This is a genomic window from Streptosporangium sp. LJ11 (assembly GCF_051918945.1).
Classification (GTDB): domain Bacteria; phylum Actinomycetota; class Actinomycetes; order Streptosporangiales; family Streptosporangiaceae; genus Streptosporangium.
Genome location: NZ_JBPXMB010000002.1, coordinates 516,910 through 537,644, shown reverse-complemented (window position 1 = coordinate 537,644; position 20,735 = coordinate 516,910). Strand labels below are relative to the sequence as shown.

General features: G+C 70.0%; 23 protein-coding genes and 1 tRNA gene. 16 read left to right on the top strand and 8 right to left on the bottom strand.

Going from position 1 to position 20,735, the window contains the following annotated elements; translation table 11 throughout:
- Window positions 1-587 (top strand): DUF2199 domain-containing protein (locus ACTOQ3_RS04840; protein WP_440082171.1); only part of this gene is annotated, 587 nt, incomplete at its 5' end.
- Between the two features lie 164 nt (window positions 588-751).
- Here ACTOQ3_RS04840 and ACTOQ3_RS04835 read toward each other — a convergent pair.
- Both ACTOQ3_RS04835 and ACTOQ3_RS04830 read right to left on the bottom strand, forming a co-directional pair.
- Window positions 752-1,135, bottom strand: a complete 384-nt coding sequence (locus ACTOQ3_RS04835; RefSeq protein WP_440082170.1) for a hypothetical protein — start codon at window positions 1,133-1,135, stop codon at window positions 752-754.
- 81 nt (window positions 1,136-1,216) lie between these two features.
- Window positions 1,217-2,391 (bottom strand): IS3 family transposase gene (locus tag ACTOQ3_RS04830; RefSeq protein ID WP_440082169.1). Its coding sequence is split into 2 segments (ribosomal slippage): window positions 1,217-2,154 and window positions 2,154-2,391, totalling 1,176 coding nucleotides; the frame shifts between segments, so codons are not numbered across the junction.
- Window positions 2,392-2,741: 350 nt separating this feature from the next.
- On the opposite strand from ACTOQ3_RS04830, the gene ACTOQ3_RS04825 reads away from it, so the two are divergent.
- From ACTOQ3_RS04825 to ACTOQ3_RS04810, 4 genes are all read left to right on the top strand, one after another.
- Window positions 2,742-3,146: a replication initiator gene (locus ACTOQ3_RS04825; protein ID WP_440082168.1), complete on the top strand. Its 405-nt coding sequence runs from the start codon at window positions 2,742-2,744 to the stop codon at window positions 3,144-3,146.
- A complete protein-coding gene (locus ACTOQ3_RS04820) occupies window positions 3,143-3,349 on the top strand; it encodes a helix-turn-helix domain-containing protein (protein ID WP_440082167.1) in 207 nt (68 codons plus the stop codon). The genes ACTOQ3_RS04825 and ACTOQ3_RS04820 overlap by 4 nt, the downstream gene beginning before the upstream one ends.
- Entirely contained in the window at window positions 3,346-3,507 is a 162-nt protein-coding gene (locus ACTOQ3_RS04815; protein ID WP_440082166.1) for a hypothetical protein, read from the top strand. The genes ACTOQ3_RS04820 and ACTOQ3_RS04815 overlap by 4 nt, the downstream gene beginning before the upstream one ends.
- A 421-nt stretch (window positions 3,508-3,928) precedes the next feature.
- Entirely contained in the window at window positions 3,929-4,489 is a 561-nt protein-coding gene (locus tag ACTOQ3_RS04810) for a site-specific integrase (RefSeq protein WP_440082165.1), read from the top strand.
- Window positions 4,490-4,576: 87 nt separating this feature from the next.
- On the opposite strand, the gene ACTOQ3_RS04805 is transcribed toward ACTOQ3_RS04810, so the two are convergent.
- Window positions 4,577-4,653: transfer RNA gene (locus ACTOQ3_RS04805), tRNA-Pro, on the bottom strand.
- Window positions 4,654-4,763: 110 nt separating this feature from the next.
- Here ACTOQ3_RS04805 and ACTOQ3_RS04800 point away from each other — a divergent pair.
- The 4 genes from ACTOQ3_RS04800 (at window position 4,764) to ACTOQ3_RS04785 (ending at window position 7,160) form a co-directional block, all read left to right on the top strand.
- Window positions 4,764-5,225, top strand: coding sequence for a hypothetical protein (locus tag ACTOQ3_RS04800; RefSeq protein WP_440082164.1), 462 nt, complete (start codon window positions 4,764-4,766; stop codon window positions 5,223-5,225).
- Between the two features lie 178 nt (window positions 5,226-5,403).
- Entirely contained in the window at window positions 5,404-6,111 is a 708-nt protein-coding gene (locus tag ACTOQ3_RS04795) for a hypothetical protein (protein WP_440082163.1), read from the top strand.
- Between the two features lie 6 nt (window positions 6,112-6,117).
- Window positions 6,118-6,960, top strand: a complete 843-nt coding sequence (locus ACTOQ3_RS04790; protein ID WP_440082162.1) for a hypothetical protein — start codon at window positions 6,118-6,120, stop codon at window positions 6,958-6,960.
- 2 nt (window positions 6,961-6,962) lie between these two features.
- Entirely contained in the window at window positions 6,963-7,160 is a 198-nt protein-coding gene (locus ACTOQ3_RS04785; RefSeq protein WP_350967358.1) for a hypothetical protein, read from the top strand.
- A 448-nt stretch (window positions 7,161-7,608) separates the two neighbouring features.
- Here the strand turns inward: ACTOQ3_RS04785 and ACTOQ3_RS04780 are convergent, their stop codons facing one another.
- Together ACTOQ3_RS04780 and ACTOQ3_RS04775 are read right to left on the bottom strand one after the other, a co-directional pair.
- Entirely contained in the window at window positions 7,609-8,109 is a 501-nt protein-coding gene (locus ACTOQ3_RS04780; RefSeq protein ID WP_362675950.1) for an ATP-binding protein, read from the bottom strand.
- Window positions 8,110-8,183: 74 nt separating this feature from the next.
- The gene (locus ACTOQ3_RS04775) at window positions 8,184-8,960 is read right to left on the bottom strand and encodes a SigB/SigF/SigG family RNA polymerase sigma factor (RefSeq protein ID WP_362675953.1); all 777 of its coding nucleotides are present in this window, start codon (window positions 8,958-8,960) and stop codon (window positions 8,184-8,186) included.
- Between the two features lie 195 nt (window positions 8,961-9,155).
- On the opposite strand from ACTOQ3_RS04775, the gene ACTOQ3_RS04770 reads away from it, so the two are divergent.
- Entirely contained in the window at window positions 9,156-9,527 is a 372-nt protein-coding gene (locus tag ACTOQ3_RS04770) for an STAS domain-containing protein (protein WP_329093567.1), read from the top strand.
- Between the two features lie 91 nt (window positions 9,528-9,618).
- On the opposite strand, the gene ACTOQ3_RS04765 is transcribed toward ACTOQ3_RS04770, so the two are convergent.
- A complete protein-coding gene (locus ACTOQ3_RS04765) occupies window positions 9,619-10,347 on the bottom strand; it encodes an ANTAR domain-containing protein (RefSeq protein WP_440082161.1) in 729 nt (242 codons plus the stop codon).
- Between the two features lie 125 nt (window positions 10,348-10,472).
- Here ACTOQ3_RS04765 and ACTOQ3_RS04760 point away from each other — a divergent pair, with 125 nt between their 5' ends.
- The 3 genes from ACTOQ3_RS04760 (at window position 10,473) to ACTOQ3_RS04750 (ending at window position 14,768) form a co-directional block, all read left to right on the top strand.
- Window positions 10,473-12,332 carry a SpoIIE family protein phosphatase gene (locus ACTOQ3_RS04760; RefSeq protein WP_440082160.1) on the top strand — a complete coding sequence of 620 codons (1,860 nt, stop codon included), beginning with the start codon at window positions 10,473-10,475 and terminating at the stop codon, window positions 12,330-12,332.
- A gap of 187 nt (window positions 12,333-12,519) precedes the next feature.
- Window positions 12,520-13,473 (top strand): anti-sigma factor RsbA family regulatory protein, encoded by a 954-nt coding sequence (locus tag ACTOQ3_RS04755; RefSeq protein ID WP_440082159.1) that lies wholly within the window; start codon window positions 12,520-12,522, stop codon window positions 13,471-13,473.
- Between the two features lie 140 nt (window positions 13,474-13,613).
- A complete protein-coding gene (locus ACTOQ3_RS04750) occupies window positions 13,614-14,768 on the top strand; it encodes a glycosyltransferase (protein ID WP_440082158.1) in 1,155 nt (384 codons plus the stop codon).
- Between the two features lie 191 nt (window positions 14,769-14,959).
- Here ACTOQ3_RS04750 and ACTOQ3_RS04745 read toward each other — a convergent pair whose 3' ends face one another.
- Complete coding sequence (locus ACTOQ3_RS04745; RefSeq protein ID WP_440082157.1) at window positions 14,960-15,910, bottom strand: hypothetical protein; 951 nt, start codon at window positions 15,908-15,910, stop codon at window positions 14,960-14,962.
- Between the two features lie 111 nt (window positions 15,911-16,021).
- On the opposite strand from ACTOQ3_RS04745, the gene ACTOQ3_RS04740 reads away from it, so the two are divergent.
- Complete coding sequence (locus ACTOQ3_RS04740; protein WP_440082156.1) at window positions 16,022-16,771, top strand: glycoside hydrolase family 16 protein; 750 nt, start codon at window positions 16,022-16,024, stop codon at window positions 16,769-16,771.
- Between the two features lie 72 nt (window positions 16,772-16,843).
- Here ACTOQ3_RS04740 and ACTOQ3_RS04735 read toward each other — a convergent pair whose 3' ends face one another.
- Window positions 16,844-17,914, bottom strand: a complete 1,071-nt coding sequence (locus ACTOQ3_RS04735; protein WP_440082155.1) for a PucR family transcriptional regulator — start codon at window positions 17,912-17,914, stop codon at window positions 16,844-16,846.
- Between the two features lie 94 nt (window positions 17,915-18,008).
- Here ACTOQ3_RS04735 and ACTOQ3_RS04730 point away from each other — a divergent pair, with 94 nt between their 5' ends.
- Both ACTOQ3_RS04730 and pruA read left to right on the top strand, forming a co-directional pair.
- Window positions 18,009-18,935 (top strand): proline dehydrogenase family protein, encoded by a 927-nt coding sequence (locus tag ACTOQ3_RS04730; RefSeq protein ID WP_440082154.1) that lies wholly within the window; start codon window positions 18,009-18,011, stop codon window positions 18,933-18,935.
- Window positions 18,935-20,560, top strand: a complete 1,626-nt coding sequence (pruA, locus tag ACTOQ3_RS04725; protein WP_440082153.1) for an L-glutamate gamma-semialdehyde dehydrogenase — start codon at window positions 18,935-18,937, stop codon at window positions 20,558-20,560. The genes ACTOQ3_RS04730 and pruA overlap by 1 nt, the downstream gene beginning before the upstream one ends.
- Window positions 20,561-20,735: the final 175 nt, after the last annotated feature.

Below are 20,735 nucleotides of genomic sequence, written 5' to 3'. Positions count from 1 at the left end.
CCGTCCTGCTCTTGCACACCGACCAGTCTCACCAACCAAGATCACGGTGTTGCAACGCCCGCTCTCAAACACGCTCTGAGCCCAAGACGTGCTACTGCTGCGGCGAGGAACTGTCAGACGACAACCTCGCCTGGGATTTCTTGTACCCAGACGATCTAGCTGAGCAATTCGAGTCCGAGCAGCCCGATCCAGTGATCGACTACGAGAGCCGTACCGTCATAGTGTCTGACGTTGGTTCCTTCATGAGAGCGATCCTGCCCATTCGTCTGGAAGGTGGACTAACGGCCACGCTCGGTGTTTGGTTGGCCTTCACCTCCGAGGAGGAATTCGAGCGCACCATGGCCGCCGGGCGAGCAGGAGGAAACACATGGAAATCATTGACCTTTAGCGGGGTGCTGGTCAATCGCGTCGAACCATGGCCGGACGTCTACGGAGCAAAGGCGACCGCCACGGTGCTGGCCGAGAAAGGACCGAACGGCGCGCCATACGTCAGCGGAACGACCCAGCCGTTACTCGCTGAGGTACTGGCTCAGGAATGGCCGCATCACCCCTTCCTCGGAGCACGAAGAGGTCCTAGGCACGACTGAGGGAGACCCGTAGGGGCGCTGGCCGTTCACCTACCTTGGGCGCACATTCGCTCTTGGTCGGACGGGCCATGATATGGCTGCCCCGCTTGAGCGTGAGTTCCATGGATTTCACTCACGGCCGTGAACCCCTGACCCCTTGGATGCGAAGTAATCGCGGTACCGGTTCAATTTGGTCTGGAATCACGCTCTTCCTGCTGGGATCGTCCGCTGTCGCCCATGAGCGTCCGCGAGAATCCAGGGCCATTGTCACTCAGTTGATTACTCACCTTGGTGCTGGCGAGGGAATCATGTGCCAGTTGCAATGCGTAGGAGTCCGTCTCATCGATATCAGCAACCGCTTGCTGAGCAGCGGCCTGCTCTCCTCGCCGACGGAGCAGACGCACGAGCAAGTACAGGGCAGTCTTATCCCTATATTGGGCGCGGCGCCGTAGCTCGTTGTCGCGGCCTTCCTCGTACAGCAGCCGGTCCAGCCGTCGTTGCGCGTGCCGGTCGGTCTCACCCCGCAGGGCCAGCTCGTCGAGACGTCCTGCCCTCGCAAGCAGGTCCATATGCCACAGATGCGCATCGTGCCGGACGTAGTCATGGTGAGGGGCCACGGTGATTCCGGACAGCCGTCTTATGGGCGTAGCCTATGCGGCTGTTTGGGTTGAAAGGGCCTCGTTGAGTACTTCCAGGGGTGGCCGGTAGCCGAGCGCGGAGTGCAGGCGTCGGTGGTTGTAGAACCCTTCGATGTAGCGGATGATTTGTCGTCTTGCCTTGGCTCGGGTGGTGAAGACGAAGCGGTGCAGCCATTCGTTCTTGAGCGCGCTGAAGAACGACTCGGCCATCGCGTTGTCGTAGCAGACCCCGGTGCGGCCGACCGAGCGGCGGATGTCCAGCCCGGCCAGGAAACGGCCGAACTCGTCGCTGGTGTAGTTCGAGCCGCGGTCGGCGTGGAACACGGCGCCGGGCTGGAGCAGGCCGGTGCCGACGGCCATCTGGATCGCGGCCTTGATCAGGTCGGTGCGGTAGTGGTCGGCCATTGCCCAGCCAAGGACTGCTTTGCTGTGGCAGTCGATCACGGTGGCCAGGTACAGGAAGCCCTCCCAGGTGCGGATATAGGTGATATCGCCGACCAGTTTGATCCCCGGCCGGGTGGCGGTGAAGTCGCGGGAGACCAGGTCGGGGATGCCGCGAAAGTCGCCGTGCACGGTGGTTGTCGGCCGAAACGCCCGTACCTGGGCCGGGATCAGGCCCAGGGTGCGCATCAGGGCGCGTACCAGTTCGGCTGAGCAGTGCTCGCCGCGGCGGCGCAGGGTCGCGTGGACGCGCCGGTAGCCGTAGGTCTCGTGCGAGTCGGTGAAGATCTCGGCGACCCCGGCTGCCAGCAGCCTCCGGCGTTGCGCGGTGGCCGAGGCCGGCCGCTCACGCCATTCGTAGTAGCCCGAGCGAGACACTCCCAGCCAGGCGCACATCCGGGCGATGGAGTGACATGCCTTCTCCGCATCGATCAGCTCGTACTTGGCGAGCGTCATCGACTCTCGGCTGCGAAGAAGGCGGCTGCTTTTTTCAAGAACGTCAGCTTCTCACGCAGCTCCGCGTTCTCCCGCTCCAGCTCCCGGATCCGCGCCCGTTCCGGCCCGGAAACCGGTCGCTGCTCGTCTTGGGTGCTCACGATCCGATGCCGGTTCACCCAGCTGCCCAGAGTGCTGGCGTTGATGTTGAACTCCCGCGCCACCGACGCGACCGTCCGCTCGCCCTCCAGCACCATGCGGACGGCTTCTTCCTTGAACTCCCGCGAGAACTGCCTACGACGCCTCGTCACGTACCTACCTCTTCCAGACTTCTGTCAGCTTATGTAGACAACTGTCCGGAATCTGCAGGGCACCTCATGGCTGTAACACTCGGCAACAGAGCTGATTGCCGAGATCGCTTCATCCCAGTCACCACGCCCCTCCGCCGCACGTACTGCGTCGGCCCAATCTTCCATTACGTCAGTATGGTGAATGTCGATCCCGCACGCCTGCCACTGGCCTGAATCTTGCTGGTCACTGCTCGGTGCGCGCACCCAGCGCGCTATGCCGAATCACACCCGCAGGACTATCGGATAGCCCCGACCTTTGCCGGGCCAACTCCCCAAACTTCTCACGCAGCTCGGTGGCAGCCTCAGCCAGGATGACCGTACTGATCACCAGCTCCACCATGACACTGTCGAACTCATCCGTGCCAGTACGCCCGGCGCATGATCCGCACCTGCTGGGAACTGGGCGCACGGAGTTGGCCACACTGCGACTGCGGCCATGGGCGCACATGCTGGGCTTTCGGGGCCACTTCTCCACCAAGAGCCGCGCCTACTCCACCACCCTGGGTGACCTGCGGCAGGTGCGCTCCACCCACCGCGCCACCGAAGCACGCAAACAGCGCGGTCTACCCGCTCTCGGTGATGAGACAACGCTCGTGCTCGGGCACTGGCGGTTCGCCGGGATGGGCTACACCCCCGGTGAGGCGATCATGGCCGAACACATCCGGCACCGCGTCTCCCAGGCCCGCGCCATCGCGGCAAAACGGGAGGACGGTTGACCGCACCCCCACCGCCCGCCGATCGGCGGCTGTATCGCGTCAGCGAAGCCATGTACCTGCTCAGCATGAGCCGCAGCGTGATCTACGAACAGATCCGATCGGGCCGTCTGCGCTCGGTCACCCAGGGCCGGACCCGGCTCATCCCGGCCTCGGCCATCTCCGACTACGTCGCACTACTCGAACAGGAAGCGAGGGCATCATGACCACACGACGCAGCCGCGGAGACGGCGGCCTGCACTGGGACGAGACCCGCGAACGCTGGATCGCCTCGGTCACCGTCGGCTACACCCCGGCCGGAAAGCGCATCGTCAAGAAGGCCAGCGGCAAGACCAAGACCGAAGCCAAGGCCAAGCTCAAATAGATCATCCGCGACTATGACGACGGGCTGGCGAGCGGTCCGGCCAACTACACCGTCGCCGACGCCGTGACGGGCTGGCTCACCTACGGCTTACACGGACGCGACCCGAACACCGTGGCCAACTACCGGACCCTCTGTGAAAAGCACGTCATCCCCGGCCTGGGCGCCCGGAAGCTGCGGGAGTTGAGCGCGGAGGACGTGGACCGGTGGCTCATGGGGAAGGCCAGGACGCTCAGCGCTCGAACGGTCCGCCTCCTCCACTCGTGCCTGAACCGGGCGGTGAGGTTCGCCCAGTCCCGCGACAAGGTGAAGCGCAACGTGGTGGGCCTCTGCGAGGTCCCCGAGGGAAAGGAGGGGCGGCCGTTCCAAGGCGCTCACCCTCGACCAGGCGGAAGCCATCCTCAAGGCCGCGAGCGGCACCCGGATGTACGCCTACGTGGTGCTCTCGCTCCTCATCGGTGCCCGGACGGAAGAGCTGCGGGCGCTCGTCTGGTCGGAGGTGGATCTCGACGGCAAGCCGGGCGCCGACACTCTCCCGTGGATCGCCGTGTGGCGCTCTGTGCGGGAGGGCGGCGACACCAAGACCCGGAAGTCGCGGAGATCTCTCGCGCTGCCTCGTCGCTGCGTCGAAGCCCTCCGGGAGCACCGGACCCAACAGGCCAGGGAGCGGGAGACGGCGGGCGCGAGGTGGACGGAGAACGATCTCGTCTTCGCCTCCCTCGTCGGCACTCCCCTGGACTCCCACAACGTACGGCGGGCGTTCCGGAAGATCGTGAAGGACGCCGGGCTGCCCGCGAAGGACTGGACGCCTCGGGAGATGCGGCACAGCTTCGTCTCGCTGCTGTCCGACTCCGGCGTACCCCTGGAGGACATCGCGCGTCTCGTCGGCCGCAGCGGGACAGCGGTGACGGAGGCGGTCTACCGGAAGCAGATCCGCCCGGTCCTGCTCGGCGGGGCGGAGGCGATGGACCGGATCTTCACGTGACGGGAGCGATAGTCACTCAGTTAGTCACCCAGAACGAAGAAAGGGTGCCTCCCTTTCGGGTGACACCCTTGCCGACCAGCTAAAACCTGGTCGGGACGACAGGATTTGAACCTGCGACCCCTTGACCCCCAGTCAAGTGCGCTACCAAGCTGCGCTACGTCCCGGTTGTCCGGCGCCCTCTCGGGCGGGACGTCATAACCTTAGCGCAGATCGAGGGGGCTTCGCACACGGCGACGCCCGCGAGGGCAGGCGATCGCGCGAAGGGCGAGGGCACGTGGGGCGTAAGGCGTTGATCGACCAGGAGGAGCTGCGGCGACTGGCCGGGCAGGGGTTGTCGAACGCGGAGCTGGCCGCGCGGTTCGGGGTGAGCGAGTCCGGGATCTTGCAGGCGAAGCGGGCGGCCGGGCTCTCGAAGCCGATGCTCGATCACTCGCGGGCCATCCCGTGGAAGCTGGACCGGGCGCACAACCAGTCCGGGCCCGCGACGAACCTGCGCAATCTCTCGTCCGTGGCGCAGGGGCGGGCGATTCCCGCCGAGAAGCTGAACACGGCGCTGCGCTGGGCCGGACGGCTGGTCGCCTCCGGCATGGACATCTCGTACGAGTCCGGCAGGGGGTTCCTCGAGGTTCCCGCCTCTCCCGGGGATTGGCTGGTCGAAAGGATGGTGAACGAGGCCCGGAAGGCGATCGACGCCGCCGGAGCCTCCGGCGGCGTCGAGGATCACGCGAAGGAGTGAGCACGAGTGCGGGGCCGTGATCGAAGGCTCAACAAAAGATCAGTAACTACCCGAAAAATCTCGGTAAAACATTAAATCCAGACCGAGTAGTGGCACGCCGCAGATGTCGGTAACCGGTTTCGAGCCTTGACCCTAGGGCAGCGCACGGGTACAAGCGCCTACACAACCGGAGGCAGACATGTCCACCGTGATCTGGGTGGCCGTCGTCGTGGTCGCGGTGGTGGCGATCGTCGCAGTCGGCTATTTCGTGCTGCAGCAGCAGCGCCGACACCGGCTTCGCGACCGCTTCGGCCCCGAATACGAACGTACCGTTCAGGAGCGCGAGAACAGGCGCGACGCCGAGCAGGAACTCATCGCTCGCGAGCAGCGCTTCAGCTCCCTCGACATCCGCGCCCTGGACGCCGGGACGCGCGAGATCTACGCGAAGAAGTGGATGGAGGTCCAGGAGCGGTTCGTGGACGCTCCCGGCTTCGCGGTGACGGAGGCCGACCACCTGGTCACCTCCGTGATGGCGGAGCGCGGCTACCCGACCGAGGACTTCGAGCAGCGGCTCTCCGACCTGTCGGTCGCGCACGGCCGCACTCTCGACCACTACCGGCAGGCTCACGAGATCAGCACCCGGGCCGCGCACAAGGAGGCCTCCACCGAGGAACTCCGGCAGGCCATGGTTCACTACCGCGCCCTGTTCGAGGAACTGCTCGATGCCCCCGGCAGTTCGGCCGACGGCGACCGGGGTTCCCGGCGGGCCGAGGCCGTCGGCGGGGACTCAGGGCGGACGGGTTCCACGGTTCCCACCGATCGGGACGTCCCAGGGGCGAATTCCCCCGAGCCCGAGACCACCGACGACGCCGGGCGAGCCTCCCGACGCGACACCCAAGGACGGTGAACCGAGATGAACGACCGATTCAATCCCGATAAGGACCAGCTGGTCCACAAGGCGGACGAGAACGACGACCGGGCGGTCCGCAAGTTCGACGAGGACGATCTGAACGCGCCGCGGCACGGGCAGGACGTGACCCCCGAGTTCCAGGAGCCGCGCCACGGCGACGCCGGCCGCACGGACACCGCGCCCGTCGACCCGGACACCGGTACGCGCGACCCCCTGATCGGTGACCGCGACGACGTCCTCGTCGTCGAATCGAGCGACGACCGGCGCGTCACCACCGGTTCGGACGCCCCGCTCGACGACGACCGGCGCGGCGTGCCGGGTGATCTCAACGACGACGGCAGGAACGACAGCCCGTTCGCCCACGCCCAGTCCTCCGCCGCGACCCCGGGCACGCCGGTGGCCGGCACCGCCGCGCACGACGCCACGGTGCCCGGCACGGGCTCCCCGGTGACCCCCGGTTTCCCCGAGAACACCGCGGACCGGCCGGACGACGTGCTCGACGAGGGTACGGGCTTCACCCCCACGGAGACCGAGCAGACGCCCGCCGCCACCGCGCCCGCCACTGCCGGGGCCCTGTTCGATCAGGACGCCGACGACGTACGGCGGCGCTGGCAGGAGGTTCAGGCCGGTTTCGTGGACGACCCGCGTGACGCGGTGGAACGGGCCGACTCCCTGCTCGACGAGGTCACGAGTTCCCTGCGGAACGCGCTGGAGACCCGGGCCACCGAGCTCCAGGGGCGCTGGAAGAACACCGAGAAGAACGACACCGAAGACCTCCGGACCGCTCTGCGCGACTACCGGGCGACTCTGGAACAGCTCCTGAACGTCTCCGCTGGAACGAGGTAACCATGCTCGCAATCGCCGCCGCCGTCGTGTTCGGCCTTGGATTCCTGCTTGACCTGATCAACACCAGGCTCGGCCCGCTCACCGGGACCGGCTTCCTGCTTCTCGGACTTCTGCTGCTCGCACTGCACCAGGCCGGGATCGGCTCGGCCGGCCCGCGGACCACCACCGGTGGCGGGGGCGGCTGGCGCCGTAGGCGCTAGGCCTTCCGGAGGCGGCCCCGCACCGGGGAGGTCCGCCTCAAGGATGGCTGTCGAAACGGGAAGGGCCTCGTCCACGCGGACGGGGCCCTTCCCGTTCGTCCGCCCGCCTCCCATTCGCCCGTCCGCCTGCGCCCCGTTCGTCCGTCCGCCCGGCCTCCCGTTCCTTGGGAGGCCGGGAGCCGGGCAGGCCGAGCGGTGCGGGCGGTGCGGGCGAAGGACACGTGAGGGCGCACGGAGCCCCGGCGGTGCCGTCCGGCGTTTCCGGCGGGGACCCGCGCAGGGCATGAGAAAACCGGCGTCGATGGCGATGTGCGCGCCTCGCGCCGGCGAAGGGGAGGAAGGAAGGCGAAGATCGTGGGCGGCGCCACGTGGCCACGTGGCGCCGCCCACGATCCCCGCACGGGTCCGGGCGTGTCCCGGAGCGGCGGGTTCAGACCTCGAACGACATTCAGACCTTGAACGACATGGTGATGAACGTTCCCGAGGCCCCGGTCTCGAACTTGATGTCGGAGCTGACCATCCGGGCCACCCACAGGCCCATGCCGCTGGTCGCGTGCGGCCCGGGGGGTGTCTCCCCCGGGTTGGGTCCGGGGTCCCACTGACCCTCGTCGTGGATCTCCACGACGAGGGTCCGGCCGACCGTCCACATCCGCAGCACGGCCTTGGCGGTGGTGTGACCGTGGGTGACCGCGTTGGTGGCCACCTCGTTCAGCGCCACCAGGAAGTCGGCGAGGCCCTCCTGGGACATGCCGCTCCGCACGGCCTGGGCGGAGGCGAAGTCGCGCACGTCGGGAAGGTCAGGAAGGCAGAAGGCGAGCTCGGCGACAGCGGCTCCGGCCGGGATCATCGGGGAACGGCCGCCGCTCGCCGTGAAGCGAGCGGGACGAACACCGTCCTCGTTCACCCGAGATCCGCCTCCCCTGTCCCAGTCCGCCGTTGTCCTCAGCATCCGGGATCCATTCAAACGCACCTTACGCCACGTCCGTTGTCGCCGACTTGGGTGCCCTGTAACGAGCGGTGTATTCAGCATTCGGCGACAAGTTCCTCGCGGAGCTGGTCAAGCACCTTCCGCAGGATACGGGAGACGTGCATCTGGGAGATCCCGAATTCCGCCGCTATCTCGGCCTGGGTCATGTTGCCGAAGAAACGCAGCAGGAGGATGTTCTTCTCCCGATCCGGCAGCTTGTCGATCAGCGGCTTGACCGCCTCTCGATCCACGAGCGTGCCCAGCGCGTCGTCCTCGTCGGGGATGACGTCGCCCAGCGCGGCGGCGTCGTCGTCGGCGCCGAGCGGGGCGTCCAGCGAGAGGGCGCTGTAGGCGGCGGAGGCGTCGAGGGTGAGCAGGACGTCCTCTTCGGAGATGTGCATCTTCTTGGCCAGCTCGGCGACCGTGGGGGCTCGGCCGAGGTCCTGGCTGAGGTCGGAGACCAGGCGGTTCAGCTCGGCCCTGCGCTCCTGGTAGACGCGGGGGACGCGGATGGCCCAGGTGCGGTCGCGGAAGTGGCGCTTGACCTCACCGGTCATGGTGACCACGGCGTAGCCGCGGAAGGGGTGCCCGAGGGTCGGGTCGAAGCCGTTGATGGCCTTCATCAGCCCCACGTACGCGGCCTGCAGGAGATCCTCCAGCGGCTCGCCGCGGTAGCGGTAGCGGCGGGCGATCTCCATGGCGAGGTGGCGGTGCATCTCGACGATGCGCTCACGCAGACGCTCGGCGCGGTACTCGGAGATCTCAGGCAGGGACATCTCGGCGAGGAGTTCCTCAGCGGTCATGTCGGTGAGTGCGAGTGCCTGAACAGACATTGCTGCTCCCTGGTATTACTGTCGGGCGAGCCGACCGCGGAAGCAACATCCGGGCAGACGGCATCGCCTCGACCTGTTTTTCGAGGCGAGGCCCTCTGCTGGACCTCTGGTTCCATTATTGCCCGGAATCCTGGAGTATTACTCGCCCCCAGGTAACAGTAAGGTTGCTAATCGAATGGCACGAGGAGGCCCTGAGTGACGGTGTCGGAGAACGGCGAGAGATCGGCAGCCCTGACTCTCACGTCGGCGCTCGTCAGTGGGATCAACGTGATCCGGGTGACGGGTCTGCTGGACGCGACGACGAGGGATCAGTTCGCCGACTACCTGGCGGCGGAGACCGGCGAGCACGGTCTCGACATGGCGCTGGATCTGAGCGGGGTGACCTTCATGGACTCACGCGCGCTGGGACTCATCGTCCACCACTGGCAGGTCAGCACCACCGCGGGCGCCAAGTTCGCCCTCATCGGAGTGGAGTACGCCAAGACCAAGGTGATGTGGATCACCGGCCTGGCCCAGCGTCTGCCCCTGTACGACACGATCGACGACGCGATCGCCGCCTTCGGCTAGCGGCCGATCGTCTCGGCCGGCCGGGGACCGCCCCGGCCGGCCGAGACGATCAAGTACCGATCACCGAGGGCGGGGGCCGCCGGCAGGGGCCTCAGTCCTCTTTGTCCTCTTTCTTCGCCTCGCGGTTGCGCTGGTGCTCCTCGACCAGCAGCTTGGCCAGGTCGGCGACCTTCACCTGGTGGTGCTGCGAGATGCGGCGCAGCTCGTCGAAGGCCGCCTCGGCCGAGCAGCCGCTGGACTTCATGATGATGCCCTTGGCCTGGTCGATGATCGCCCGGCCGGCGAGGGCCTCCTGCATCTGGGCCGCGTCGGTGCGGACCTCGTCGTAGTCCCACATGTTGGCGAGGGCCACCCCCACCTGCTCGGCGAGCATCTCGGCCAGCGGCGGGACGTTCCTGGCCGCGAAGACGCCGGGGCGCACCCCGTACATGCCGAGGACCAGGACGGCGTGCTCGATGACGATGGGCATCGCCAGGACCGAGCGGACGCCGCAGCGGACGGCCATACCGGTGTACGCCGGCCAGCGGGGCTCGCGCAGGACGTCCTGGACGATCACGTGGCGCCCGGTGGCGCGGGCCTCGGACGAGGGGCCCTCGCCGAGTTCCTCCTCGCTGTCGAGGAGCACGATGAGCTCGCTGTGGGAGGCTGAGACGACCATACGCTCCCGGCGCCAGAGCTCGGCGGAGCCGCCCGCGCAACCGGGCACACCGCCCGCGAGGGTGGCCGTGAGCCCGCGCAGCACGCTCTCGGTCGACGTTTCCTCGCTGACCCTGCCAAGGACCGCGAGGTCCCGGGCGAGAACAGGGGTGACCATGTCCATCTCGCGACTCCCCTTGTCTGTGTCGCTAACTTAACCACTATCCGACCACGCATCGATTCGACCTACCGGGTGGCGTACCGTCTACGACGGGACCAGCCCACTCCGGCCCCTGACGAGGACGAGCATTGACCGACGCCATTGGCCTTCAGACCCTGGAGCAGGCGCTGAACGCGCTGACCACCAGGGTCTCCTCCCTGCGTGAGGCGAAGTCCGCCTACCCCGCCGACCCCCGGTCCACACTCGACGCGGCGCTCGCGGAGCTCGACACCGCCCGCGAGCTGCTGGACGCCTCGGTGCGCGAGCTGCGCAAGGCGCCCAAACGCTCGGGCGAGCGGGAGAGCGGGTCGCAGCGGGAGCTCAAGCTGCTGCGGCAGGTGTTCCGCACCTTCCCCATCCCGGTGGTGGTGCTGGACGCCTCGGGGGTGGTGCGGCGGATCAGCGCCGAGACCTCCCGGATGCTGGGCAGTCCCGCGGGATACCTGATCGGCCGCTCGTTCCCGCTGTTCGTCGACGTCTCCCGGCGGGCGGCGTTCCGCTCGCACCTGACGGCGGTCCAGCAGGGCGGCCAGACCGCGACCCTCCAGACGCGGCTGGCCCACCAGGGCCGCGCGCACACGGTGCAGCTGGCCGTCACCCGGCTCACGATGCCGGGCGAGCCGCAGGAGATGGTCGCGGTCATGATCCTGCCGCTGGAGGCGCAGGTGGCGGGGCCGCCCCACGGCCCGGCCGACCGCTCGGACGCCACCCTGGTCATGGCCGCGGCGCGCCGGCAGGAGCTGCTGGCCAGGATGACCCGCCTGCTGCTCGACGAGGAGAGCCTGCGCCAGCCGGTGACCGTCACCAGGGCCTCCCGGCTGCTGGCCGCCGAGTGGGCCGACTGGGTGATCGCCGACGTGGTCCGCGACGGCATGCCCAGGCGGGCCTGTGTGCTCGGCCCGAGCGACAAGCCGGTGACCCAGCTGGTCCGCCTCGCCGAGGGGATGAACCCGCTGACCGCGCCGGCCGTCGCGCACGTGCTGACCGGCGGTTCTGGCGTGGTGCACGAGATGCTGGAGGACGACGGGCTGCTCGGCGACGTCCCCGGCGGCCCGCCGCTGCTGCGGGTGATGGGGGCCGCCTCGGTGCTGATCGTGCCGATCGGCGGCGAGGAGGGCGTGCTGGGCTCGCTGACCCTGGTGCGGCTGCGCGACCGCGAACCGTTCTCGCTGGCCGATCTCGGGCTGATGGAGGAGATCGGCGTCCATCTGGGGCTCGCGCTGCGCGCGCGGCGCAGCTTCCAGACCCGCTCGCGGGCGGCCGACGCGCTGCGTACCAGCGTGGTGCCCCGGAGCCTGCCGGACATCCCGGGATTCGAGGCGGCGGCCATCTACAACGCGGGCTCTAGCCCGGTCGGCGCCGAGTTCTACGACGTCTTCCGCGCCGGCGAGGGGTGGGGGTTTGCCCTCGGGGGCGCCGCGGGCAAGGGTGAGGAGGCCGCTTCGGTCAGCGCCATGGTGCGCAACGGCCTGCGCGTGCTCAGCGTCTGGGAGACCGACCCCGGCGAGGTGATGCGCAAGCTGAACCAGGCCCTGACCGCCCAGCACAACGGCATGTTCGTGATGGCGGTGACCGGGTTCATCAAGGCGCGCAAGATCAGGCTGGCCAGCGCGGGGCACCACCCCGCCGCGCTGCTGCTGCCCGACGGCGGGGTGCGGTTCACCGCCGGGGGTGGTGTTCCGCTGGGCATCGCCCCCGAGGCGGAGATGTTCACCGAGGAGGTCACGCTGACCTCCGGCCAGACCCTGGTCTTCTACTCCGACGGCCTGGTGGCCTCGCAGAACGAGCTGGGCGAGTCCTACGGCGAGACCAGGCTGGCGGACGTGCTGGCGCGCTGCGTGGCACAGTCTCCCGCCGAGATCGTCAAAACCGTGGAGGAGGACCGGCACGCTTTCTCCGGCGGGAGAGTTTGGGATGAGATCGTGATACTCGCCCTCCGTGTCGTATAGCTTGACTAACTCGGTGTGACCCGTCGGTCCTGCCGAGCGATGAGGGGCCGCGCCCGGCGGCGCCCGTGTCCGACGAAGTGGGGCGGGGTATGGGATCGCTTCAGGATCGGCCCTCTTCGGGTCGGACCGAACCGGGCGAGCGTCCCCGCCCCTCCTTCCCCGGCCTGGCCGGGTCCGGGACGCTCGGATGACCTCCATCCACCAGGCCGCGGTGTACGGCTCCGACGGGGGCTTCCTGGCGATGGCGCTGCCCTTCGTCCGGGACGGGCTGGCCAAGGGCGACCCGGTGATGGTCGCGACCACCTCGGCCAACCTGGAGCTTCTCGGGGGCGCCCTGGGCAGGGACGGCCGGCTGGTCGACTACGCGGAGACGGCGTTCCTGGGCCGCCGGACGGTGGAACGTGCCACCGCCTTCCACCGCTACTGGCAGCGGCGCGGCGCCGAGGCCCCGCGCGGCGGGCACGTGCGGATCCTCGCCGAACCGGTGTGGGCCGGACGCGCGCCCGCCGACGTGCGGGCCTGGCAGCGCATGGAGGCGGGCCTGAACCTGCTGCTGCGCGCCACCAACGTGTGGATGATCTGCCCGTACGACGAGAGGACGGCGGATCCGGGGGTGGTGGCGACCGCGCGGCGCACCCACCCCACGCTCTCCGAGGACGGCGTCTCGATGACGCCCTGCCCCGAGTACGCCGATCCCGCGGACTTCATCGGCGAGTGCGACTCCTTCCCGCCCCTCGAACCACCGGGTGACTCGGCCGCCGCGCACGTGGAGACGCTCCACGCCCTGCGGGTGTTCGTCACCGGCCACGCGTCCTTCATGGGGCTGAGCCACGACCGCGCGAAGCTGCTCTCGGTCGCCGCCTGCGAGGTGGCCGCCCTGCTGGGGCCGCCCGTGACGGTGCGGATGTGGGAGCGGCTGGGCGCGATCACCTGTCACGTCGACCGCCGGGGCGGGCGTGTCGCCGATCCGGTCGCGGGCTTTCTCCCGCCGGGTTCGGCGGCCGGCCCCGGCGACGGCCTGTGGATCGCCAGGCAGCTGTGCGACCGCCTCGACATCCACAATGACCGGCACGGATGCGTGATCCAGCTGCACGTCCCGAGTGCCAGGGCCGAGGAGTCGCGGCAGAGCAGGTCCTATTAGCGAGCCCGGTTCCTTGACAAGGGTTTGGCTTTGGCGGAGATCGGGGTATGGTTGACCTCATACAGACGTGTGCCTAAGACGCAGGCACCCCTGAAGGAATCACAGGCTTTCCATGCCTAATCTCCTCCCAGAGGTGTGCCGTGAACATTGCATTCGTCTCCTCCGAGGCTCTCTCCTCCACCCAGGACGAGTCCGACCTCGCCGCCCAGCGCGCTCACCTGATGGCAGTCGCCCGTGAGCTCGGCCGCGAGCACAAGGTCACGATCTACAGCCGGAGGAACTCCGACTCGGAGAAGTCCAAGGTCCGCGTGTCGCAGGGCGTCACCCTGGAGAACCTGACCGCCGGGCCCGCGCAGAACCTTCCCGAGGACAGCGTCCTGCCCTACCTGTCCGACCTCGGCGACCAGCTGATGCACCGCTGGGGGCAGGAACGCCCGGACGTCATCCACGCGCACTCCTGGACCGGCGGGCTGGCCGCGATCGCCGGAGCGAACGGTCTCAACGTGCCGTTCACCCAGACCTTCAGCAGCGAGAACACCCGCGACGCCAAGAAGGTCCGGCTGCAGCGGGCCATCGGGCGCCGGGCCAGCGCGGTGATCGCCGGGTGCGGCGACGAGGAGAGCTCGCTGATCCGGCTGGGCGTGCCGCGCCGCAACATCTCGGTCGTCCCGTGCGGCGTCGACGTCGAGCGGTTCCGCCGCCAGGGTCCTGCCGCCGCCCGCGGCACCCGGCCCCGCCTGCTGCACGTCGGCCCGCTCACGGCCGACAAGGGCGTGCACACCGCGATCCGCGCGCTGGAGGGCATCCCCGAGGCCGAGCTGATCATCGCCGGTGGTCCCGCGTCCGTCGACCTGGAGCACGACGCCGACGCGCACCGCATGATGCTGCTGGCCAAGGAGATCGGCGTCGACGACCGGATCACCGTTCTCGGTCACATCCCGCACTCCTCGGTCGCCAAGCTGATGCGCAGCGCCGACGTGGTCGTCTCGCTGCCCAGGGAGGCGCCGGCAGGCGTCGTGGCGCTGGAGGCCATGGCCTGCGGCGTTCCCGTCATCGCCTCCGCGGTGGGAGCCCACCTCGACTCCGTGGTGGACGGGGTGACCGGCCTGCTGGTGCCCGCCGACCGCCCGGCGCAGACCTCCCGCCTGACCCGCGAGCTGCTCGCCGACCCGACCCGTCGCACCGCGCTCGGCTTCGCCGGTGCCGACCGCGCCCGGTCCCGCTACTCGTGGGAGCGGATCAGCCAGGAGCTCGTCCACGTCTACGAGAACGCGCTGTCCGGCTCCGCCCGCTGACCGCGCCGGCCGGCACCGCGGGCCGCGCTCCGAGACCGGGGGTCCTGAAAAGGGCCTCCGGTCTTTCGCGTACGGAACACGTGGTGACCGGGTCGCGCGGGGCCCCACGACCGAATCGCGTGACACCTGCGACCGGCTCCCTCGACGCCGGGGACCGGGTCGCACGGTCCCGCGACCGGCTCCCGCGACGTCTACGACCGGGTCGCGCGGCGGTGCAGGACGACGCCGAGACCGCTGGCGGCCAGCAGGACGACCCCGGCCACGACCAGGATCACCGCACCGCCCACGGCCCCGTCCGTCCAGTCCCAGACGGCCTCGGGGACGGCGAGCGTCAGCCCTGCCACGCCACTGACGATCAGCACCCAGGTGCGCCGGCGCCCGTACAGCGCCAGGCAGGCCAGCGCGATCACCGCGGTCAGCCAGTATCCCCAGGCGCCTCCGTCCCACAGGACGGGCCACTGGCCGCCGAAGATCGCGATGGCGGCGCCCATGCCCAGCCCCAGGTCGCGCGGGACGAGCAGCCCGGCGAGGGCGGCCACCAGGATGAGCGCGCCCAGCGCGACGTAGGCCAGACCCCAGCCGGGGCCCTCCCCGGCGGAGGCGTCCATCAGGCCGGTCACCGTGAGCAGGGCGAAACCCCCGCAGGCCAGCAGGCCGATCGCGGTGGGCAGCAGCGCGTAGGCCGCCGCCGCGACCACCAGCCCGGCCACGCCGGCGACGAGCACCTCGTGGCGGTCGACCGCCACCCCGGCGCACAGGGCCGCCGTGCCCGAGCCCAGCGCGGCGAGCGTGGCGGCGACCCTGCCCTGCACGGCGGCCGTCCTGCCGGTCGCCGACCGCGCCGCCGCACCGAGTCCCGCGGCCACCGCGAGCAGCAGGAGCGTGACCACGGCGAGGACCGTGATCCTCGCCGGCTGGGTCATCCGGTCCCAGCCCAGGGCGACGAAGGCCGCGGCGCCGGCCAGGACGAGCCCCCCGCCGACGTACGCGAGGATCTCGCTCCACCTGACCCGGTCTCCCGCTCCCGGCTCGCGCAGCGCCTCGCCGACGGCGAGGGCGACCGGCTCCACCTGCTCGGCGCGGAGCTCACCGGACTCCACCAGCCGGGCCAGCGCCCGTCGTACGGCGTCAACGTCGTCCATGTGCGGAATCGTGGCACAGCCGGGCCGGGACGGCACCCCCCGAACCCGTGGGGCGTATGCGAAAACGGGATACCTCTGTTACTGGAGTGCGATCGTTGCTTTGATGTTCCCATGTCGATTCGTGGCACGTTCCTGGGCGTTCTGGCCGCCTCCCTCGCGTTCTCCTCGCTGACCGCGCCGGGCGCGTCCGCGCAGGCGAGCCCGTCCGCCGCTCCCGGATGGGGCGCCCCGGTCCTGGTGGAGAACTTCGACGGCACCCGCGTCGACGGCCGCAGGTGGGTCGTCTACCACTCCCCCGGCGCCGAGACCAACCCGCGCACCGGGCGGGCCACGAGCGTGGGCGGCGGCGTCCTGCGGCTCAAGGGCGGGTTCTACGGCGGCAGGGACCTGTCGGGGGGCATCGCGACCCGCAGCGCGCAGCGGTACGGGCGCTGGGAGGTGCGGCTGCGGGCCGAGCGCGGCGCGGGCTACACCCCGGTGGCGCTGCTCTGGCCGTCCGACCAGGGCGGCGGGGAGTACGCGGAGGTCGACTTCGCCGAGATCATCGACCCGAGCCGCAGGTCGGGCGGGATCTTCGTGCACCGCGGCGACCGGCCCCAGGCCCAGCGGCAGATGCGGGCCGACTTCACCCGGTGGCACACGGTCGCGGTCGACTGGCTGCCCGGACGGCTGACGTTCTGGCTGGACGGCAGGAAGGTGTGGGACTACCGGGGGCCGAACGTGCCGAGGAGCCGCTCCATGCACCTGACGCTCCAGAACGACGTGACGTGCAACGAGTGGTCGCCGTGCCGCAACCGCTCCACTCCCCCGACGGTCAGCATGTACGTGGACTGGGTGAAGGTCTACCGGGCCCCTGTCTGAGCCACAGCCTGAGCCACAGCCTGAGCCACAGCCTGAGCCGCCGTCTGGCGGGAGCCCGGTGAGGCCGGTGGGTCAGAGCAGGTGGGCCGCCTTGAGGGCGAGGTGGATGAGCAGGCGGTCCTCGCCGTCGGCCAGATCCCTGCCGGTGAGCCGTTCCGCCTTGGCCAGCCGGTAGTAGAGCGTCTGGCGGTGCACGCCGAGCGCACCGGCGGTCTCCTGGACGTGGCCGGCGCGGTCGAGGTAGCCCTCCACGGTCCTGGCCAGCTCCGGGTCCTCGCCCAGCCCGGCGATCTCCTCCGCCAGCTCTCGCAGCCCCGCCGGGGACATCCGGGCGAGCAGCCGGTAGACGCCCAGCCCCGGCCAGGTGGCGACGGGGGCCAGCGCGGGCACCCGGCCGGCGACGCCGAGCGCGTGCACGGCCTCCCGCCAGCTTCGCCAGGCCTGCGCGGGTTCTTCCCTGGGGGCGCCGACGCCCACCACCGTCGCGTACATGCCCTGGATCCGGTCGGCCAGTTCCTCCGCCTGGCCCGCCGGGACCAGGAGGGCGACCAGCGGCTCGCCCCGTACCGGGAACGCGGGGTCGGCGAGCACGGCGCGCGGGAGCGTCCACAGGGCGGCGACCCGGTCCGGGGAGGTGCGGGCGGCGATCGCCGCCACCGGGCCGCGCACGTCCTCCAGCCGCGACAGCGCCCGGGAGCGTTCCTCGGCGTCGGAGGAGAACAGCTCCCGCAGGTTCGCGCCCAGGTCCTGGCGGCTGCGGGCCTCCTGCGCCAGGGCGGTGGCGGCCCGGGAGACCAGGTCGCCGACCGAGGCGAGGGCGTCGTCGCCGAGCGTGCCGTCGTCGAGGAGCCACAGGTAGCCGTAGGTCACCTCGTGGTGCCGCAGCGGCACGCACACCCGCGCGAGCACGCCCAGGTCGGCGTCGGCGGGGATGCGGACCGGCCCGCGGGCCCCGGCGATGCCGTACCCCTCGAAGTAGGCGCGCACCTGGTCCGTCGCGCGGCGCCGCAGGATGGACTCCTGGCGCACCACGTCGATGTCGCCGCTCTGCGCGGCGTAGGCCAGGAGCTGGAAGGCCCGGTCCTCCAGGGTGGCCGAGGCGCCCAGCCTGGCGGCGATCTCGTCTACCGTCTCCTGCAACACCCCACCATTGTCGTACATATGTATGAACGCCCCACCCATTGATCGTGGCAGATGCACATGACGGCCGCGCGAGCCGGGGTTTTAGGCTGAGAACATGCTCGGTTCTCTCCTTCTCGGCGCATCCCGGTTGCCGCTGGTGCGGCGCACGGTCTCCGGCGTGCCGCTGACGCGCAAGGTCGTCGATCGCTTCGTCGCGGGCGAGACGCCCCGGGAGGCGGTCGAGGCGATCCGCGGGCTCGCCGCCGCCGGCCTGGCCGTCACCGTCGACCACCTGGGTGAGGAGACGCGGGACTCCGCCGCCGCCACCCAGACGGCCGGGGCCTACGTCACGCTGCTCGGCGCGCTGGACGGGCTCGGGCTCGGGGACCGGGCCGAGGTGTCGGTGAAACTCTCCGCGGTCGGCCAGGCGCTCGGCGCCGACGGCGACAAGATCGCTTTGGAGAACGCGCTGCAGATCTGCGAGGCGGCCGCCGCCTCCGGGGCGAGCGTGACCCTCGACATGGAGGACCACACCACGGTCGACTCGACGCTCGCGACCCTGCGGGCGTTGCGCGAGGACTTCCCCTCCACCGGTGTCGCCGTGCAGTCCTACCTCTTCCGCAGCGAGGCCGACTGCCGTGACCTGGCGTACGAGGGGTCGCGGGTGCGCCTGGTCAAGGGCGCCTACGCCGAGCCCGCCTCGGTGGCGCACCAGAGCAAGAACGAGGTCGACAAGGCCTACGTGCGCTGCCTGCGCATCCTCATGTCGGGCGCGGGCTACCCGATGGTGGCGACGCACGACGACCGGTTGATCGCGATCACCGAGACGCTCGCCGACCGGTTCGCCAGGTCCCAGGGCGAGTACGAGTACCAGATGCTCTACGGGATCAGGGCCGACAAGCAGCAGGCCCTGGCGGGAGCGGGTCACACCGTGCGCGTCTACATCCCGTACGGGGACGACTGGTACGGCTACTTCATGCGCCGGCTGGCCGAGCGCCCGGCGAACGTCGCCTTCTTTCTTCGTGCCCTTGGAGGCAAGTAATGGATGCCATCTCCACCGTTCCCGCCCCGTCCAACGAGCCGGTGCTCGGATACGCGCCCGGCAGCGCCGAGCGCGCGGCGCTGGAGAACCGCGTCAAGGAGCTGGCCGGGGCCCAGCTCGACCTGACGATGACGATCGGCGGCGAGCAGCGGATGGGCGGCGGCGCCTCGATCGAGGTGGTCCAGCCGCACAACCACGCCTCGGTGCTGGGCCGCACGGCGGACGCGAACGCCGACGACGTGCGCTCGGCGATCGACGCGGCGCTGGGGGCGGCGCCCGCATGGCGCGCCATGCCGTTCGACGAGCGGGCCGCGATCTTCCTGCGGGCCGCGGACCTGCTGGCCGGCCCGTACCGGCAGACGCTGAACGGCGCGACGATCCTGGGCCAGTCCAAGTCCGCGCAGCAGGCGGAGATCGACGCCGCCTGCGAGCTGATCGACTTCCTGCGCTTCAACGTGGACTTCGCGCGCCGGCTGCTCAGCGACCAGCCGGTCTCCTCGCCCGGTGTGTGGAACCGGATGGAGTACCGGCCGCTGGAGGGCTTCGTCCTGGCGATCACGCCGTTCAACTTCACCGCCATCGCCGCGAACCTGCCGTCGGCGCCGGCCCTGATGGGCAACGTCGTCGTCTGGAAGCCCTCCCCCACCCAGCAGTTCTCCGCGCACTTCACCATGCGCCTGCTGGAGGAGGCGGGGCTCCCGCCGGGCGTCATCAACATGGTGACCGGCAACGGCGCGGCCGTCTCCGAGGTCGCGACGACCCACCCGGAGCTGGCGGCCATCCACTTCACCGGCTCCACGCCGACCTTCCAGCACCTGTGGTCCACGGTCGGCGCCAACATCGCCTCGTACCGGTCCTACCCGCGCCTGGTCGGTGAGACCGGCGGCAAGGACTTCGTGCTCGCCCACCCCTCGGCCGACCCCGCGGCGCTCACCACCGCGCTGGTCCGCGGCGCGTTCGAGTACCAGGGGCAGAAGTGCTCGGCCGCCTCCCGCGCGTACGTGCCGCGCTCGGTCTGGTCGGTGATCCGCGACGAGCTCGTGGGCACCGCCGAGTCGCTCACCGTCGGGGACGTGGCCGCGGACCTGTCGACCTTCATGGGCGCGGTCATCGACGAGCGGGCGTTCGCCAAGAACAGGGCCGCGATCGACCGGGCCCGCTCGCTCGACTCGATCAACGTGCTGACCGGCTCGTACGACGACTCGACCGGCTACTTCGTGCGGCCGACCATCCTGGAGTCCGCCGACCCCACCGACGAGATCTTCGTCAAGGAGTACTTCGGCCCGATCCTCGGCGTGCACGTCTACGACGACGCGGACTTCGACACGGTCCTGGACCAGATGGAGAGCGTCTCGCCGTACGCGCTGACCGGCTCGATCATCGCCAGGGACCGCTACGCGATCACCTCGGCGTCGGAGCGGCTGCGCTTCGCGGCGGGCAACTTCTACATCAACGACAAGCCGACCGGCGCGGTCGTCGGTCAGCAGCCCTTCGGCGGGGGCCGCGCGTCGGGGACCAACGACAAGGCCGGGTCGATCCTCAACCTGACCCGCTGGGTCAGCGCCCGGACCGTCAAGGAGACCTTCGTGCCTCCGGTCGACCACCGCTACCCGCACATGGGCTGACGTTCCGCGGTCCGGCCGGCAGGAGCCCGGCCTGAGGAAGTCCGGCTACCCGGACGACTGGAAGACGGCGACGCCCGGGACTCGTGAATCCGAGTCCCGGGCGTCGCCGTTCTCTCCCCGGACGATCTTGCCCACGCCCAGAACCGTCCTCCACGGCCCCATTGGCGCCGCAGAA